This window comes from Cryobacterium sp. TMT2-10, assembly GCF_004403075.1.
GTDB classification, from domain to species: Bacteria; Actinomycetota; Actinomycetes; order Actinomycetales; family Microbacteriaceae; genus Cryobacterium; species Cryobacterium shii.
Genome location: NZ_SOGW01000028.1, coordinates 1 through 16,115 on the forward strand (window position 1 = coordinate 1; position 16,115 = coordinate 16,115).

At 68.2% G+C, this 16,115-nt stretch carries 19 protein-coding genes and 3 pseudogenes; 15 read left to right on the forward strand and 7 right to left on the reverse strand.

The window, feature by feature from the left end:
* The 9 genes and pseudogenes from E3T37_RS17270 to E3T37_RS02750 all read left to right on the forward strand — a co-directional run.
* Nucleotides 1-490, forward strand: a pseudogene (locus tag E3T37_RS17270) (transposase); the annotation flags it as partial.
* Nucleotides 491-816: 326 nt separating this feature from the next.
* Entirely contained in the window at nt 817-2,049 is a 1,233-nt protein-coding gene (locus E3T37_RS02725; RefSeq protein ID WP_338145006.1) for an AMP-binding protein, read from the forward strand.
* Nucleotides 2,046-2,396: a hypothetical protein gene (locus E3T37_RS17780; protein ID WP_338145007.1), complete on the forward strand. Its 351-nt coding sequence runs from the start codon at nt 2,046-2,048 to the stop codon at nt 2,394-2,396. Before E3T37_RS02725 ends, E3T37_RS17780 begins: the two co-directional genes overlap by 4 nt.
* The gene (gene pdhA, locus E3T37_RS02730) at nt 2,393-3,394 is read left to right on the forward strand and encodes a pyruvate dehydrogenase (acetyl-transferring) E1 component subunit alpha (RefSeq protein WP_134365318.1); all 1,002 of its coding nucleotides are present in this window, start codon (nt 2,393-2,395) and stop codon (nt 3,392-3,394) included. Before E3T37_RS17780 ends, pdhA begins: the two co-directional genes overlap by 4 nt.
* A 13-nt stretch (nt 3,395-3,407) precedes the next feature.
* Nucleotides 3,408-4,389, forward strand: a pseudogene (locus tag E3T37_RS02735) (alpha-ketoacid dehydrogenase subunit beta).
* A gap of 28 nt (nt 4,390-4,417) precedes the next feature.
* Nucleotides 4,418-4,492 (forward strand): annotated as a pseudogene (locus tag E3T37_RS17275) (biotin/lipoyl-binding protein); the annotation flags it as partial.
* 40 nt (nt 4,493-4,532) lie between these two features.
* Nucleotides 4,533-5,276, forward strand: coding sequence for a 2-oxo acid dehydrogenase subunit E2 (locus tag E3T37_RS02740; RefSeq protein WP_241978612.1), 744 nt, complete (start codon nt 4,533-4,535; stop codon nt 5,274-5,276).
* Nucleotides 5,273-5,515: an acyl carrier protein gene (locus E3T37_RS02745; protein ID WP_134365319.1), complete on the forward strand. Its 243-nt coding sequence runs from the start codon at nt 5,273-5,275 to the stop codon at nt 5,513-5,515. Before E3T37_RS02740 ends, E3T37_RS02745 begins: the two co-directional genes overlap by 4 nt.
* A gap of 121 nt (nt 5,516-5,636) precedes the next feature.
* Nucleotides 5,637-6,587: an RNA polymerase sigma factor RpoD/SigA gene (locus E3T37_RS02750; RefSeq protein WP_179954742.1), complete on the forward strand. Its 951-nt coding sequence runs from the start codon at nt 5,637-5,639 to the stop codon at nt 6,585-6,587.
* Here the strand turns inward: E3T37_RS02750 and E3T37_RS02760 are convergent.
* Nucleotides 6,584-6,832, reverse strand: coding sequence for a hypothetical protein (locus E3T37_RS02760; RefSeq protein ID WP_160141132.1), 249 nt, complete (start codon nt 6,830-6,832; stop codon nt 6,584-6,586). The two genes, E3T37_RS02750 and E3T37_RS02760, sit on opposite strands and share 4 nt — an antisense overlap.
* An 89-nt stretch (nt 6,833-6,921) precedes the next feature.
* Here E3T37_RS02760 and E3T37_RS02765 point away from each other — a divergent pair, with 89 nt between their 5' ends.
* The 5 genes from E3T37_RS02765 to E3T37_RS02785 all read left to right on the forward strand — a co-directional run bounded on the left by E3T37_RS02765 (nt 6,922) and on the right by E3T37_RS02785 (nt 9,930).
* Nucleotides 6,922-7,818 carry a D-hexose-6-phosphate mutarotase gene (locus E3T37_RS02765; RefSeq protein WP_160141133.1) on the forward strand — a complete coding sequence of 299 codons (897 nt, stop codon included), beginning with the start codon at nt 6,922-6,924 and terminating at the stop codon, nt 7,816-7,818.
* 199 nt (nt 7,819-8,017) lie between these two features.
* Entirely contained in the window at nt 8,018-8,464 is a 447-nt protein-coding gene (locus tag E3T37_RS02770) for an Asp23/Gls24 family envelope stress response protein (RefSeq protein WP_255572544.1), read from the forward strand.
* Between the two features lie 15 nt (nt 8,465-8,479).
* Entirely contained in the window at nt 8,480-8,746 is a 267-nt protein-coding gene (locus tag E3T37_RS02775) for a GlsB/YeaQ/YmgE family stress response membrane protein (protein ID WP_134365324.1), read from the forward strand.
* A 171-nt stretch (nt 8,747-8,917) separates the two neighbouring features.
* On the forward strand, nt 8,918-9,328 hold the full coding sequence (locus tag E3T37_RS02780; RefSeq protein ID WP_134365325.1) for a DUF4383 domain-containing protein: 411 nt from the start codon (nt 8,918-8,920) through the stop codon (nt 9,326-9,328).
* 53 nt (nt 9,329-9,381) lie between these two features.
* The gene (locus E3T37_RS02785) at nt 9,382-9,930 is read left to right on the forward strand and encodes a hypothetical protein (protein ID WP_134365326.1); all 549 of its coding nucleotides are present in this window, start codon (nt 9,382-9,384) and stop codon (nt 9,928-9,930) included.
* A gap of 41 nt (nt 9,931-9,971) precedes the next feature.
* Here E3T37_RS02785 and E3T37_RS02790 read toward each other — a convergent pair whose 3' ends face one another.
* Nucleotides 9,972-11,348, reverse strand: coding sequence for an ATP-dependent RecD-like DNA helicase (locus E3T37_RS02790; protein WP_134365327.1), 1,377 nt, complete (start codon nt 11,346-11,348; stop codon nt 9,972-9,974).
* Between the two features lie 79 nt (nt 11,349-11,427).
* On the opposite strand from E3T37_RS02790, the gene E3T37_RS02795 reads away from it, so the two are divergent.
* Nucleotides 11,428-12,471 (forward strand): hypothetical protein, encoded by a 1,044-nt coding sequence (locus tag E3T37_RS02795; RefSeq protein ID WP_134365328.1) that lies wholly within the window; start codon nt 11,428-11,430, stop codon nt 12,469-12,471.
* 19 nt (nt 12,472-12,490) lie between these two features.
* On the opposite strand, the gene E3T37_RS02800 is transcribed toward E3T37_RS02795, so the two are convergent.
* The 5 genes from E3T37_RS02800 to rpmB all read right to left on the reverse strand — a co-directional run bounded on the left by E3T37_RS02800 (nt 12,491) and on the right by rpmB (nt 15,911).
* Entirely contained in the window at nt 12,491-14,440 is a 1,950-nt protein-coding gene (locus E3T37_RS02800; RefSeq protein WP_160141135.1) for a cytochrome c oxidase assembly protein, read from the reverse strand.
* A gap of 182 nt (nt 14,441-14,622) precedes the next feature.
* On the reverse strand, nt 14,623-14,910 hold the full coding sequence (locus E3T37_RS02805; protein ID WP_066598601.1) for an HU family DNA-binding protein: 288 nt from the start codon (nt 14,908-14,910) through the stop codon (nt 14,623-14,625).
* Nucleotides 14,911-15,199: 289 nt separating this feature from the next.
* Nucleotides 15,200-15,505: a 30S ribosomal protein S14 gene (rpsN, locus tag E3T37_RS02810; protein ID WP_134364793.1), complete on the reverse strand. Its 306-nt coding sequence runs from the start codon at nt 15,503-15,505 to the stop codon at nt 15,200-15,202.
* 2 nt (nt 15,506-15,507) lie between these two features.
* Nucleotides 15,508-15,675, reverse strand: a complete 168-nt coding sequence (rpmG, locus tag E3T37_RS02815; RefSeq protein WP_104099752.1) for a 50S ribosomal protein L33 — start codon at nt 15,673-15,675, stop codon at nt 15,508-15,510.
* The gene (gene rpmB, locus E3T37_RS02820) at nt 15,675-15,911 is read right to left on the reverse strand and encodes a 50S ribosomal protein L28 (protein ID WP_104099753.1); all 237 of its coding nucleotides are present in this window, start codon (nt 15,909-15,911) and stop codon (nt 15,675-15,677) included. Before rpmB ends, rpmG begins: the two co-directional genes overlap by 1 nt.
* Nucleotides 15,912-16,115 lie beyond the last annotated feature (204 nt).

The window sequence follows — 16,115 nt, forward strand, 5'->3', positions numbered from 1 at the left end:
CGCGCGGGCTCGAAAAGACGCGGAGAAGAAGGCCCGGGACAAGGGCGATGATGACGACGTGGTCTCGAAGAAGGGTGATGACGCGGCAAAGAACGCGGTCGTCGCTCCGAAGGCTCAGCGCAACTTCACCGACCCGGACGCTCGGATCATGAAGACCGCCGATGGGTCCTTCCACTACACCTACAACGCGCAGGCCATCGTTGATGCGGACCATCAAGTGATCGTCGCGACGACGCTGACGAATATTGCCGTGGACGTTGAACAGGTCGTGCCGATGATCGAGAAACTCCACGCCACGATGGGTACTCTCCCCGCCGAAGTGCTGGTGGATGCCGGGTATTGTTCAGCAGCAAACTTGGACTACGCCAAGACCGTGGAAGCCGCGAGCGACGGGCGGACTGAGTTCTTCATCGCGACCGGCCGGGTGAAGCACGGGGAACGTGTTCCGGATGTTCCTCGGGGCCGGATCCCCGCTGACGCGACGTTGCGCGNCTGCGGCCAAATCGGCCCGGATCTTGTCGAATCAACTTCGAATAGGCGTTACTGGCACACGCTCCTAGCCGCCGCGCCCCGGCGGGGGTTTCATGGGCTCATGACAGCCGGAACCGAGTCGTCGACACACTGGCCCACGATCCGAAAGGACGTCCCCAGCCTCCGTGTGGCCCCGAACCTCCTCGACTACGAGAAGACCCGCGCCACATTCACCTGGGACGAGGCCCGCCGCGGCCTGTCGGGGCTGCCGGGCGGCCAGGGCCTCAATATCGCCTACGAAGCCGTCACCGGCATGCCGCGGGCCCCCGCGCGCACCGGGAGGCCTTGCGCTTCATCCGGGCCGACGGCACGAGCCACTCCCTCACCTACGCCGAGCTCCTCGAGCAGACCAGCCGCTTCGCCGGCGTGCTGCGGGGCCTCGGGATCGAGCGCGGTGACCGCGTCTTCTCCCTCACCGGTCGCATCCCGGAACTGTACGTCGCAGTGCTGGGCACGCTCCGGCACGCCGCCGTCTTCTGCCCGCTGTTCTCGGCGTTCGGCGCCGAGCCCGTGCGCCAGCGACTGGAACTGGGCGGAGGCAGGGCACTGATCACAACGCGGGCGCTGTACCGCAAGAAGGTGGCGCCGATCCGGGACCGGCTGCCGCAGCTGCAGCACGTTCTCCTGGTCGACGCCGCGGATGAACCGGAACCGGGCACGCTGGACCTGGCGGCGCTGATGCGCGAGGCGCCGCCCTACGGGGAGATCGCCGAAACGCACCCCGAGGACATGGCCCTGCTGCACTTCACGAGCGGCACCACGGGCACTCCCAAGGGCGCGATCCACGTTCACGACGCCGTGACCGCCCACTTCGCCACCGGCCGCTTCGCCCTCGACCTGCATCCCGACGACATCTATTGGTGCACCGCGGACCCCGGCTGGGTCACGGGCACCTCCTACGGGGTGATCGCCCCGCTCGTGCACGGCGTGACCAGCATCGTCGACGAGGAGGAGATGGAAGCGGACCGGTGGTACCGCATCCTCGCCGATCAGCGGGTCAGCGTCTGGTACACGGCGCCGACGGCTCTGCGGATGCTGATGAAGGCCGGCACGGAGCGGGCCACCGCCCACGACCTGTCCGCACTGCGATTCGTGGCGAGCGTGGGCGAGCCCCTCAACCCCGAGGTCGTCGTGTGGGGTCAGGAGGCGTTCGGCCTGCCGGTGCACGACAACTGGTGGCAGACCGAGACCAGCGGAATCATGATCTCGAACTACGTCGCCACCGAAGATCCGCCCGGGCTCGATGGGCCGCCCCCTGCCCGGCGTCGAGGCCGCCCTGGTTCAGCGCGACGAGCAGGGCACACCCGTCATGCGGGGCGCCGAACCCGTGCTGGTGACCGAACCGGATGCCGTGGGAGAGCTGGCCCTGCGCCCCGGCTGGCCCTCGATGTTCCGCGGGTACCTCAACGAGGAGGAGCGCTACCGCCGGTGCTTCGTGGGCAGCTGGTACCTCACCGGCGACCTGGTCCGGAGGGACGCGGACCTACTGCTGGTTCGTCGGTCGCGGGGACGACGTGATCAAGTCCTCCGGCCACCTGATCGGCCCCTTCGAGGTAGAGAGCTCACTGATGGAGCACGCCGCGGTGGCCGAGGCGGCCGTGATCGGAATCCCGGACCCCGTCGCCGGCGAGGTGGTCAAGGCGTTCGTCGAACTGCACCCGGGCTGGGAGCCCGCCGAGGCACTGCGCCTGGACATCATCGGTTTCGCGCGAAAACGCCTCGGCCCGGCCGTGGCACCGCGGGAAGTCGAGTTCACGACGACGCTGCCGAAGACCCGCAGCGGCAAGATCCTGCGCCGCCTGCTGAAGGCCAGGGAGCTCGGCCTGCCGGAAGGGGACACGTCGACCGTGGAGGTACCCCGATGATCGATGAGTTCACCGCGAGACGGGTCACGGCCGACCCGGAGCGGGCCCGCCACCTGCTGCTGCAGATGCTGCGGGCGAGGCGGTTCGAGGAGAAATGCGTCGAGCTGTACAGCGCGGCCAAAATCCGCGGATTCATGCACGTGTACATCGGCGAGGAGGCGGTCGCGGCCGGGGTGATGGCGGCACTCGAACCGGAGGATGCGGTACTGGCCATCTATCGGGAGCACGGCCACGCCCTGCTGCGCGGAGTGTTGGCGGGAGCAATCCTCGCGGAGATGTACGGCTACGAACAAGGATGCTGCCGCGGCCGGGGTGGGTCGATGCACCTCTTCGACGCGGCCACCCGCTTCTACGGCGGCAACGCCATCGTGGCGGGCGGCCTGCCCCTGGCGGTGGGCCTGGCCCTCGCCGACAAGATGGCGGGTCGCGACCGCGTCACCGTCTGTTTCTTCGGGGAGGGCGCGGTCGCGGAAGGGGAATTCCACGAGAGCATCAACCTGGCCGCGCTGTGGCAATTGCCGGTGCTGTTTCGCTGCGAGAACAATCTGTACGCCATGGGCACGGCCCTCGGGCGCTCGGAATCCCAGACGGATATCGCGTTGAAGGCGGCCGCCTACGAGGTTCCCGCCTGGCCCGTGGATGGGATGGACGTGCTCGCCGTCGAGGAGACGGCCCGGCGGGCGGTGCACATGGTCAGAGCCGGCGGCGGCCCGCACTTCCTGGAGCTGAGCACCTACCGGTTCCGGGCGCACTCGATGTATGACCCCGAGCGCTACCGGGAGAAGGCCGAGGTGGCCACCTGGTTGGAGCGCGACCCCATCGACCTGCTGCGCGCGGCGCTGGAGGCGGCCGGCGAGCTCCCGGCGAAGACGTGGGCGGCGGTGCAGGGGGAGGTCGACTCGGAGGTGCAGGCCGCCGTCGAGTTCGCGAAGGCCGGCACACCCGAGCCGGTTGAGGACCTCACCCGGTTCCTCTACACCGAGCGAGGCCCGAAGTGACGGGGATGCCGACATGAAGACGACCTACCGCGAGGCGATGCGCGCCGCGATCCGTGAGGCGATGACGCGCGATGACCGGGTCTTCCTGATGGGCGAGGACGTTGGGCGGTACGGCGGCTGCTTCGCGGTGAGCCTCGGGCTGCTGGAGGAATTCGGCCCGGAACGCATCCGTGACACCCCGCTCTCGGAGTCGGGTTTCGTCGGGGCCGGGATCGGCGCCGCGCTCGGCGGGATGCGTCCCATCGTCGAGATCATGACCGTCAACTTCAGCCTCCTGGCGCTGGACCAGATCATGAACAACGCGGCAACCCTCCGGCACATGTCGGGCGGGCAGTTCAGCGTTCCGCTGGTGATTCGCATGACGCCCGGCGCCGGGCGCCAGCTGGCCGCGCAGCACTCGCACAGCCTCGAGGGCTGGTACGCCCACATCCCGGGGCTGCGCATCCTCACCCCGTCGACCCTGGAAGACGCCCGCGGGATGCTGTGGACCGCGCTGCAGGATCCCGACCCGGTGCTGATCTTCGAGCACGGCTCGCTCTACAACGTGGCCGGGGAGATCGCCGACGACGCCGGCGCGGTCGACATCGACACCGCCGCCGTGCGCCGATCCGGCCGGGACGTGTCCCTCATCACCTATGGCGGCACCCTGCAGATCACGCTCGACGCCGCCGAGCCGCTGGCGCAGGAGGGCATCGACGCCGAGGTTTTCGATCTGCGCACCCTGCGCCCCCTCGACGACGCCGCGATTCTCGCCACCGTCGCGCGCACGCACCGCGCCGTCATCGTGGACGAGGGATGGCGCAGCGGCAGCATCTCCGCCGAGGTGAGCGCGCGCATCACCGAGTCGGCCTTCTTCGACCTGGATGCGCCGGTCGGCCGGGTCTGCAGCGTGGATAGTGCCGCTGCCCTACGCCAAGCACCTGGAACTGGCCGCACTCCCCTCCGTCGACCGCGTCGTCGCCGCGGCCCGGGAGGCGGTGGGCACCCATGGGTGACTTCCTGATGCCCGCCCTCGGCGCGGACATGGATCACGGCAAGGTGGTCGAGTGGCTGGTCAAGCCCGGCGACTACGTGCACCGCGGAGACATGGTCGCCGTCGTGGACACGGAGAAGGCGGACATCGACGTGGAGTCCTTCGATGAGGGGGTCGTCGCGGGCACCCGCGGCCCCGCGCGCCCCGTCCCCGCGGGTGATGACGCCGGCGGTCGCCGCGGAGCGGGCGGCCGGCCTGCGCCGCGCCGTCGGCGCACTGATGGCCCGCTCGAAGAAGTCCATCCCGCACTACTACCTGAGCACCACCCTGGACCTGCGGGCCGCGCTCGCGTGGATGGAACAGGTCAACGCGGGTCGGCCCGTCGCGGAACGCCTGGTCCCCGCCGCGCTGCTCCTGAAGGCCTGCGCGCTGGCCGCCCGCGCCGTGCCCGAAGTGAACGGCTTCTACACCGACGGCGCCTTCAGGCCGAGCGCCGCCGTTCACCTGGGCGTGGCCGTGTCCCTGCGCCAGGGCGGCCTGGTCGCCCCCGCGATCCATGACGCCGACACGCTCTCCCTCGACGTTCTGATGGCCCAGCTGCGGGACCTCGTCGGCCGCGCCCGTGCCGGGCGCCTGGCGCGTGCCGAGATGGCAGATCCGACCATCACGGTCACTAATCTCGGCGACCTCGGCGTCGAAAGCGTGTTCGGGGTCATCTACCCGCCGCAGGTCGCCCTGGTGGGCCTCGGCCGGGTGGTCGAACAGCCGTGGGCGCACAACGGATTGCTCGGCGTGAGGCCCGCGGTCACGGCCACCCTGTCCGCCGACCACCGGGTCAGCGACGGGTTGCGCGGAAGCCGATTCCTGGCCCAGGTCGAAGAATTGCTGCAGGCACCGGAGGAGCTATGAACGAACAGGATGCTCGCGCGGCCGTCTACGCCGCCATCGGCCAGGTCGCGCCGGATGTCGACACGGACGATCTGGATGAAAATGCTCGGCTGAGGCAGGATCTCGAACTCGACTCCCTCGATTTCCTGCGGCTGATCGAGACCATCGCGCAGGCGACCGGCGTCGATACCCCCGCGCGGGACTACCCCCGGGTCGCGACCGTGAAAGGCCTGGTCGGCTATGTCCAGGCCCACGGCTGAGCCGGACAAGCCGAATGCCGTTTCCGAGCATTATTCGGTTTCTCGAGGTCCGCGTCAAGTCCCTCGACGGGATGAGGCGTGGGCTGTGTACTGATGTTCCAGCCCGAACTGGAGGAGACTCATGACGATCACCGCACGCCAGCCATCCATCGCCACTTACAACCGTGCCGCCACGGATGCGTTCGGTGATTACCTGAGGAAGATCGGCGCCGTGGCGCTCCTCACCGCCGAGGACGAGGTCGACCTCGCCCGGCGGATCGAAGTCGGCCTGTTCGCCGAGGAACGCACCGAGCGAGCCGAGCCGGGCGCGCTGGAACCCTCACTCCTGCGTGAACTCGCGTGGCTCGCCCACGACGGCCACCGTGCGAAGAACCGCTTCATCGAGGCCAACCTTCGCCTGGTGGTCAGCATCGCCAAGCACTACTCCGGACGCGGCATGCCGATCATGGACCTCGTGCAGGACGGCAACATCGGCCTCGTCCGCGCCGTCGAGAAATACGACTTCATGACCGGCTTCAAGTTCTCCACCTACGCCACCTGGTGGATCCGCCAGGCCATCCACCGCGGCATGGCCGACAAATCCCGCATGATCCGCATCCCCGTGCACACCGCGGAGAAGCTCAACAAGATCAAGCGCATCCGCCGAGACCTCACCAGCACCCTCGACCGCGAACCCACCATGCAGGAGTTGTCCGACGCCTCGCAGATCCAGGTGGTCGACGTGATGAGGCTGCTCCGGTACGACAACGAGCCGATGTCGCTGCAGGCCCCCGTCGGCGACGGCCTCGGCGACATCTCCGAACTGATCATCGACGATGACCTGCCCCAGCCGGAGGAGCACGCCGTGCTGACCATGCGGGCCACCGACATCGGCTTCTACCTGAACGCACTGCCCCCGCGCGAACGGTCGATCCTGACCGCCCGATTCGGGCTGACCGGCGGCGCACCGCAGACGCTCGACCAGATCGCGGTCGTGCAGGGCGTCACCCGGGAACGGGTGCGGCAGATCGAGAAGCGCGCCCTCGCCCTCCTCAAGGTGCCCTGCCTGGAGCAGTACCTGCGGGACTACTAGCCCAGCCGGCCCCGAGTGCGGCGGCCCCCGGCGAAATACGCGAGGGGGCCGATGAAGTTCACCCCGATGACGAGGGCCCAGACCACCTTCGGCCCGTTCACAAGCGCCGCCGGCCGGGCGGCGAGGTCGCGCCACGCTGCGGCCGCGAGGGCGAACTGCACGGATGCGCCCACAATCGCCCCGACCCGTTGCCGCGGGCTCAGGTCACGCCAATGCCGCACCTTCTTCTTCTTCTTCTTCTGCACACCCCCACGCTACTCCCCGACGCCAGCGGGGACCACGCCCGGCTTGCGCGCCGACTGGCCCGAGCGCGGGAAGCTGCGAAACTGTCACTATGCCCTTCGCACCTCCTGTTCCCGCGTCCCTGCCGGCATCCGTTGAGGTCGGCCTCGGTTCGGGCGGCCTGCCGGTTGTGCGCGTGGCCGGCCGCCAGGGTTCGGCCGAGATCTACCTGCACGGGGCCCAGGTCACCGCGTGGACTCCGGCCGGCGGGCGGCCCGTTCTGTGGCTGAGCGCGACCAGCCGGTTCCTGCCGGACGCGGCCATCCGCGGCGGGGTTCCGATCTGCTTCCCCTGGTTCGGGGCGAAGGCGGGGGCTCCGTCCGCCGCCGCGCACGGGTTCGCCCGGCTGACGGAATGGGAATTCGTCGACGCGCAGGAAGCCGGCGACGACGTGGTGCTGACCTTCCGACTGGGCGATACCCCGGCCACCCGCGCTTCCGCCTGGCCGCACCGGTTCGAGGCGCTCTACACGGTCACCGTCGGCACCCGCCTGGCCCTCGCCCTGCGGATCACCAACCTGGAACCGGAGGCCGTGACCTTCGAAGAGGCGCTGCACACCTACCTGCGGGTCGATGATGTGCGCGATGTGCGCGTGGCCGGTCTCGAGGGCGCTCCCTTCCTCGATCAGCTGGCGGGTCTCACCGAGGTCCCAGGGGCAAGCGAGCCCGTACGGTTCGAGGCGGAAACGGACCGGATCTACCTCGGCACTGACGCCGCCGCCACGGTGATCGACCCGGCGGGCCACTCCGTCACCATCGAGAAGCGCGAGTCGCACAGCACCGTCGTGTGGAACCCCTGGGCTGCCAAGGCCCGGTCGATGTCCGACTTCGGCGACGAGGAGTGGACCGGGATGGTCTGTGTGGAGACCGCGAACATCCGCGGGGATCTGGTTCGGCTCGAACCCGGCCAGAGCCACACGATGACCGCCGTTCTGGCGGCCGTGGCCTGATGCACCGATGCCCGTTCCGCCCCGCCCTAAAACTTTTATTCGCATCCGCGTGACGAAAGTCGCTCGCGGCACGTCCTATCAGTGCACTGCCCGGTTGGCGTTCGCGTGAACCGGTATCACCTTCCCAGATCGGAGCTCCACCATCGTTGACACCAGCGCATCCGCACAGAACCCGGTCACCGGGCCAGGCGAAACCGTCATCACTGACGGCGTCGTCGCCAAGGTGGTCGGCATCGCGGCAAATCAGGTGCCCGGTGTGCACGCGCTCGGCGGTAGCGCCGCGCGCGCCCTCGGGGCGATCCGCGAAGCCTTCAGCGGCGCGGACCTCTCCCCCGGGGTGAGCGTCGACGTCGCCGACGGTCGGGTATCGGCGACGATCTCCATCGTCGTCGAGTACCCGCACGAACTGCGGAAGGTCGCGGACGATGTTCGCGCCGCCGTCGCCACCGCGATCGAGACGATCGTCGGGATGCAGGTCGGCCCGGTCGATGTGACCGTCAAAGACGTGCACCTCGCCGCGGACGACAGCAGCGACGACAGCGACGCTGACGACAGCAATGCTGACGACAGCAATGCTGACGACAGCAATGCTGACGCTAGCAGCGCGGACGACACCCGCAGCGCCAATCACGATTCCACAGAATAGAAAAGGACAAGACACATGAGCTTCATCGGATTCCTCATTCTCGGCCTCATTGCCGGCGCAATCGCCAAGGCGATCCTCCCGGGCAACCAGGGCGGGGGCTGGATCATCACGTTGATCCTCGGCGTGGTCGGCGCCTTCCTGGGCGGTTTCCTCGGCTCGGCAATCTTCGGGGTCGACCTGGCCGGCTTCTTCTCGATCCAGACCTGGCTCCTCGCCATCGCCGGCTCAATCATCGTGCTGCTGGTCTACGGTGCACTGGCCGGCCGTCGTCGCCGGGCCTGATCCCCAGCTTTAAAACACAGAACGGGCGCACCCTCCGCGGAGGGTGCGCCCGTTCTGTGTTTGTGCAGTCACCGCACCGGGCAATCACCGCACCGGCCAAACCGAATCCCCGATGATTCCGAACAGTTACCAAGCACGGCGGGACCGTGACAACTACCGGAGGTCATTCTCATGCGCACATCACCCAACCGACTCATCGCCACCGTCTTCGGCGCCGTCTACCTGCTGGTCGGACTGCTCGGCTTCGCCGTCACCGGCGGCGTCAGCTTCTTCGCCACCCAGGGCGGGCTGCTGCTCGGCATTTTCGCGGTCAACCCCCTGCACAACACCGCCCACCTCCTGATCGGCGCCGCCCTGCTGATCGCCGGCGTGTCCACCGTCTCCGCGGCCAAGGCCGTCAACACCACGGTCGGCGCCGTGTACCTGCTGCTGGGAATCGTCGGGTTCTTCATCGCGAGCACCGCGCTGAACATCCTCGCCCTGAACACCGCCGACCACTTCCTGCATCTGGCCAGCGCCATCGTGCTGCTCGGCGCCGGGCTCGCCGCGGACAAGACCGCTGCCCGCACGGTCACCGCGTAACCGGCAGCCGCGCCACGCCCACGCCCACCGACGCACCCACGGACAGGACTCCCATGACTCCGATCAGCCTCCTCTGGACCGCCTTCGCCGCCCTGGGGGCGGGCACCATTCACCTGGCCGTGGGCGCGGGCGCTCCCCTGCCGCTCGCGATCCTCTTCGCCGGGGTCGGCGCCGCGGAGATCGGCTGGGGTGTGGCGACCCTCGTGCGGGGGCGCGTCCTCGTGGCCGACCTGGCCGTTGTCGGGGCGCTGATCCCGGTATTCGTCTGGGGAGCCACGGCGACCCTGCGCAGCGGCTTCGGCCTGCCCGCCGATGCGGCGGGCCTGCCGGTCTTCCCGATGGCCGTCGCCACCCTGTTCAGCGTGTTCGTGGCCCTCTCCCTCGCCGTCGCCCGGCGGCGGGCGGCGTCGGAGTCCGCGGCAACGGGCACACCTCAGGGCCGGCGCTTCCTGGCGGCGCTGGCGCTCGGAGGTCTTCTGGTCTCCGGTCTGACCACGCCGGCCTTGGCGGCAACGGATGCGGGCGCGCACGCGGTGCCGCACGGTTCCCACAGCGAAACGGCCCACCCCGTGCTGCCGGAATCACCGCATTCCCATCACTGATGGCCGCTGCTGATCGAAGCCGCAGCTGATCGAAGCGGGTGCTACTCCGCGGTGCCCGGCAAGGCGAGGCCTGGTGCGGGCGGGTTCGGCGCGGCCGGGCGCGGGCCGCGCATGAACCGCCGCACATTCTCGTCCACGATCATGTCGTTCGGGCGCAGGGGACGGGTGAGGTAGAGGCCGTCCAGGCTGGTCAACCGGCTGAGGGCCACGTAGGTCTGACCGGGGCTGAACACCCTCGCCCCGAGATCCACAACCGCTCGCTCATAGGTGGCGCCCTGCGACTTGTGAATGGTGACCGCCCAGGCCAGCCGCAACGGAAACTGCGTGAACTCGGCCACGACATCCTTGCGCAGCTTCTTGGTGGTCGGGTTGTAGGTGTACTTGAACTTCTCCCACACCGCCGGTTCGACCTCGTGCGTCTCGCCGTCGATATCGACGTAGACCGTCGATTCGACCCGGGTGACGGTGCCGATGCTGCCGTTCACCCAGCGCGGACCGCCGTCCTGCTGGGAGTCGTTGCGCAGGAACATGACCTGCGCGCCCACCTTCAGCTCGAGCACCTCATCGGCCGGGAACGTGCGGCCGCCGAAGTCGCCGGTGACGTCCGCCTTGGCGGTGCGCGCCCTGCCCGACAGTCGTTTGAGGGCGGAGGCGTTGATGCGGTTCACCGCGTCGTTGCGGGTGGCCAGGGTGATCACGCCCTCGCTGGGCGGAGTGCGCGCCCCGGCGGCGTTGAGCGCGCCGCCGATCTCGGCCGTCACCTGCCCGTGGCGGACCGCGTTGAGCATGTGCTTGAAGTCGGCGTCCCGCTGGCGGTGCACCTCGGTGAGCTCGAAGATGCGCAGGTCGGCGGCCTGCCACACCTTCGCGTCGAAAAACCACATCGACCGATAGTTGTCGGCGAAGTAGGCGCGTTCGTCGGAGTCACCCGGCACCGGGGCCAGCTGGTACGGGTCGCCGAACAGCACGATCTGCGCCCCGCCGAAGGTGTCGTTCGGGCGCTGCCGGGCCTGGCGGAGGCTGCGGTCGATCGCGTCCATCAGGTCGGCGTTGACCATGGACACCTCGTCGATGACCACGGTGTCGATCGTGTTGAGCAGTTTGCGCACCTGGTCGGACTGGTCGATCGCGTTGTCGGCGATCACGCCGATCGGCAGCCGGAACAGGGAGTGGATGGTCTGGCCGCCGACGTTCAGCGCCGCCACCCCGGTGGGCGCCGCGATCACGATCTGCTTGCTCGTGTGCCAGGACAGGTGGTTCAGCAGCGTCGATTTGCCGGTGCCGGCGCGGCCGGTCACGAACACGTTCTGGCGGGTGCCCTCGATGGCCTGGAACACTTCGGCCTGCTCGCGCGACAGCGGAATCTCAGACGGAATCTCGGACACGGTGGGCACTTTCGATGGGTTCGGACGGGACATCCCACTGTATCCGGCCCGGCTGTGGGAGGCGGCCGGGCGGGCGGGTCGGTGGAGAAGATGCGCGCCGTAGGATGAGGGAGTGAGCAACCGGGACGGCAGGCGCCGGCGAAACCAGCGGCGCGCCGTCGTGGCCGTGGTCCTCGTGTCCGCCCTGCTCGGCGCGGCCCTGGTCGCCACGATCGGTTCGCTCAACCGGGACTTGTACAGCGCGAGCGGATTCGTGCGGCAGTACCTCGATGCGCTCGCGCGGCAGGATGTCTCGAGCGCGCTGATGCTGCCCGGGGTCACGCCCACCGACGACCAGCTCGAGGCGGCGGATCTGCCGCAGGACCTCCCCCGGACGCTGCTGCGGCCCTCCGTGCTGGGCGAGCTCACCGACATCCGTCTCACCGGGGACAGCGAGACCGCGCAGGACCGGCACACGGTCGTCTACGGCTTCCGCCTCGACGGCGAACCCGCGCAGATGACGTTCCAGGTGGCGCACACGGGCACGTTCTTCGGCGTCTTCGACAGCTGGCGGTTCGAGACCAGCCCCCTGGCCGTGCTGCAGGTGACCGTGCTGCACGAGGCGACGTTCTCCATCGACCAGCTCACCCTCGACGCGCGCGCCCACGCCGCGAAGGGCGCCCCCGCCGCATTCTCCAATCAGGCCGCCTACCTCGCCTTCGCGCCGGCGCGCTACACGATGGGCCACACGTCCGCCCTGCTTTCGTCGCCGCCGCAGACCGTGACCGTGACCGCATCCGGCACCACGGACGTCACCATCGACGCCCAGCCCAACGAACAGTTCGTGACCCAGGTGCAGGACGAGCTGGACAGCTTCCTGAACGCCTGCACCACCCAGCAGGTGTTGCAGCCGTCGGGGTGCCCCTTCGGCATCGAAATCAACGACCGGGTCACCGAACCGCCGCTCTGGTCGATCGCCGAGTACCCGCAGGTCACCCTGACGGGCGGCGACTCCACCTTCGAGATGCCCGAAACCCCGGGCCACGCTCACATCGTGGTCGAGGTGCAGTCCCTGTTCGACGGCGAGGTCGAGACCCGCGACGAGGATGTGCCCCTGTCGGTCGCGATCAGCGTGACGGTCAACCCGGACGGCTCGCTCGCGCTCCAGCTGCACTGACGTCGGTCGCGCCCTGCCGCTACTCCGCGCGGTCGCGGTCGCGGGCGGCGAGCCGGGCCAGCTGCGCGTTGTATTGAGTGAGCTCGGCGTCGTGGGTGCGGTCGGCGTTGCGGTCCTTGCGACGGGTCTCCTTCTCGTCACTGTGGCTCCACTGGATAGCCACCGCGATGGCCAGGGCGATGGTCGGGATCTCGCCGACGCTCCAGGCGATCCCACCGCCCATCTGCTGGTCCGCGATGCCGCTGAGGCCCCAGTCACGCCCCATCGCGCCGTACCAGTCCGCCAGGAGCAGCCCGGTTCCGGTCATCATCGTCACCCCGAAGAAGGCGTGGAACGCCATGGTTCCCAGTAGCAGGAGCAGGCGGCCGGCGTAGGGCAGGCGGTAGGGCACCGGGTCGATGCCGATCAGTGACTGAACGAACAGGTAGCCGGTGATCAGGAAGTGCACCACCATCCACTCGTGGCCGATGTGATCGGTGGTCGCCCAGCTGAACAGCGACGAGTAGTAGAAGACCCACAGCGACCCGGCGAAGAGGGCAGCGGCGACCAGCGGATTGGCCAGGATGCCCGCGTACCGTGAGTGCACGGCGAGAAGGATCCACTCGCGCGGACCGCGGCTGCCGTCCTGCCGCTTGCGGATCGCGCGGGCGGCGAGCGTCACCGGCGCCCCCGGCACCAGGAACACCGGCACCAGCATGGTCAGGGCCATGTGCATAAGCATGTGCGAGGAGAACAGGTACTGCGCGTAGAGGTTCGCCCCGCCGTTGGTGATGTAGAAGAGGACGAGCATGCCGGTCACCCACAGCACTGTGCGGAACACCGGCCACTGGTCACCGCGGCGGCGCAGGCGGGCCACCCCGGCGACGTAGAAGAAGATCCCGAAGGCGCAGAACAGCACCCAGGCCAGGTCGAAGCTCCACTCGGTGAAGTAGCGACCGAAGGTGAGTTCGGGCGGCAGGAGCTCGCCGGTTAGGATTTGGGCGGGCGTCGACGTGGGCACCTGGGTCGCCGTGACCTGCGCCACCGGGGTCGCCGTCTTCGCGAGAGCGGCCGCCACGCCGGAGGCCAACCCCATGAACCCGAGCTCGGCCACGACGAGCCACCAGAACCAGCGACCGGCGTGCGGCCTCCCGGCCTGCTCGGAGCGTTGCATCCGTCGGATCAGGGTTCGGCGCTGCACGGCGCCGAAGACGCCCAGCGCGGTGAGGGCGAAGACCTTGACCAGCACCAGGATGCCGTACGGCGTGAACAAGCGTTCCCAGGTGCCCAGCCGCAGTTCCGCGCCGACGTAGCCCGAGGCCGCGACCACGATGAAGCTGACCAGGGCGAGCGTGGAGTACCGGTCGATGACCACATCGATGCGGCCGCCGGCCAGCTGCTTGCGGAGCACGATGATGGTGAGCAGGCCGCCCAACCAGATCGCGGCGAAGACGAGGTGCAGCCCCAGCGCCGTGATGGCGATATTGTGTCCCTCGGCGCCGGCCGCGTGCCCCTGCAGCGCCATCGGCACGAGAGCGCCCACCGCGAGGACCGTGACGAAGACGAGCCCGGTCTGGGAGCGCACCGCGAAGCAGAGCACGGTGACGGCGGCCGCGATCAGGGTGGTGCCCAGCCACGCCTGGCCGATTTCGATGTCGCTGAAGAATTGTCCGGCGGTCGCGCTGAACCGGTCGTCGAAGCTGAGCGGGATGGTCGTCACCTGCAGGAAGGTGAAGAAGCCGGTCAGGGCGGATGCAACGGTGAAGACCGCTGCGGAGCCGGAGGCGAAGTCGATCGCCGTGTTGTACTCGGGCTCACGCGGGCTCAGCGCGAAGACGGTGAGCACGAGGGCACCGATGGTTCCCGCCGCGGAGACGTTCACCAGCAGTTTGGCCAGGGGAAGGCCCCAGCGCACGACCGGCCCGGGATCGGCCAGCAGTTGGGCGGCCGAGCCGCCGCCGTAGGCCAGGGCCACGAGCGTCGCAAGCATGGCGACCAGCAGGAGTACTGCCGGACCGGAAATACGTACGAGACGAGGCACCGACTAAGCCTAACCTCGTGGGCCGCGCCGTGACTCCCCCGCGGTCGTCGCCCCCCCCATCATGACAGGGGGCCGTTAAAAGCAAACAGGGCGTCGACCGAAGTCGACGCCCTGCCCTCTTGGGGCGAAACCTACTTGGCGGCAGCCTTGAGCTTGCTGCCGGCGGTCAGCTTGACGCGGTGGCCGGCGGCGATGGCGATCTCTTCGCCGGTCTGCGGGTTGCGGCCGGTGCGCGCTGCGGTTGCGGTGCGCTCGACTCCGAGCCAGCCTGGGATGGTGACCTTGCCGTCGTTCGCGACGGTGTCAGCGAGAGTTGCAAAGAAAGCGTTCAGAACGCCGTCGACTGCAGCCTGGCTCTGGCCAGAGTCTGCGGCAACCTTGGCAACGAGCTCGGTCTTGTTCAGCGACTTGTCAGCCATTGAGTGTCCTCCTCGGACCTTTGTCTGTAAAAACAGGTATTCACGTATGTCGGGCGACGCTTCGAAAAGCGCCTCCGTTGGCCGGTTGGACCGGGTTGAATCTAGCAGAGTTCCCCGGAATTCCGCGGATTTACGGCGTTTCGAGGCGGTTTGCCCCTCCGGAACGGCCCCATTTCCGCTCTACGCGAAAAATGAGACAAAAAAAGAGAAGACGCCGACCGAAGTCGAAATCTTCTCTTTTTTCCGGAACCGGAGGTTCCGAATGACCGACTAGGCGGTCACGCGCGCTCTACCAACTGGACTTGGTGATGCCGGGCAGTTCGCCGCGGTGAGCCATGTCGCGGAAACGAACGCGCGAGATACCGAACTTGCTGAGGTGTCCACGGGGACGGCCGTCAACCGCGTCGCGGTTGCGCAGGCGAACCGGCGACGCGTTGCGGGGAAGCTTCTGCAGGCCGAGGCGAGCTGCTTCACGCGACTCGTCGGTGCCGGCCGGGTCAACGAGGGCCTTCTTGAGCTCAAGGCGCTTCGCTGCGTAGCGCTCGACGATAACCTTGCGCTGGTTGTTCTTGGCAATCATGCTCTTCTTCGCCATTTTTAGCGCTCCTCACGGAAGTCAACGTGCTTGCGCACTACGGGGTCGTACTTCTTGAGCACGAGACGGTCGGGGTCGTTGCGACGGTTCTTCTTGGTCACGTACGTGTAACCGGTTCCAGCCGTCGAACGGAGCTTGATGATCGGGCGGACGTCATGCTGCTTGGCCATTAGATTTTCTCCCCACGGGCGAGAAGGTCCTTGACGACCGACTCGATGCCACGAGCGTCGATGACCTTGATGCCCTTGACGGACAGGGTCAGCGTGACGTTACGGCGAAGCGACGGTACGTAGTACTTCTTGGTCTGAACGTTCGGGTCGAAACGACGCTTGGTGCGTCGGTGCGAGTGTGAAATGTTGTGTCCGAAGCCAGGAACGGCTCCGGTCACCTGGCAAGTAGCTGCCATGGTTCTCCTCCAATACCGAAGGGCGAATGCCCTTCCCAAGATCTCTTGTCGGCTGGCACGACGACATTCCCGCGAAGGCGGAAGCGAGGCGAACCAGCAGTGCACGCACAGATATGCGCAGCAGCGTCCAACACTACGCGCTGCTCTCCCCCGGCGCAAACTCAACCAATTCGACGGAGATTCTGCCATTTTTGGCGCTGAAGC